General features: G+C 55.2%; 1 protein-coding gene. It reads left to right on the top strand.

The genetic code is table 11. The features are described from left to right. A partial coding sequence (locus SB717_RS36295) for an AraC-like ligand-binding domain-containing protein (protein WP_410907858.1) occupies window positions 1-268 on the top strand: 268 nt, incomplete at both ends.

The raw sequence follows: 268 nt of genomic DNA, 5'->3' as shown, positions 1-268 counted from the left end.
CTGAGTGCAATCCTGCAGAGTAGCGGCAGTCTCTCTGACAGAGCTTCGCTGTTCACACCCGAAAACCAGCTGTTCCTTCTCAATGACCTGGAATCCATTCGCCAAGGGGTCAGTAGCGTCTTCACGCATCACGAACTGCGCTGCCTGGAAGAAAGCGGCTGTATCAGCGCACGTATGCACCATGTCAATCGCGGGCACCTGTCGTTGAACAGGCTGGAATATGGAGCGAGGGTCAACATCGACCCCGGTCGCCTGGAAAGTTTCTTTC

The sequence above is a fragment of the Priestia sp. SIMBA_032 genome, assembly GCF_046535215.1.
Classification (GTDB): Bacteria; Bacillota; Bacilli; order Bacillales; family Bacillaceae_H; genus Priestia; species Priestia aryabhattai.
The sequence above is the reverse complement of the archived record's forward strand: the minus strand, read 5'-3'. Positions and strand labels throughout refer to the sequence as shown.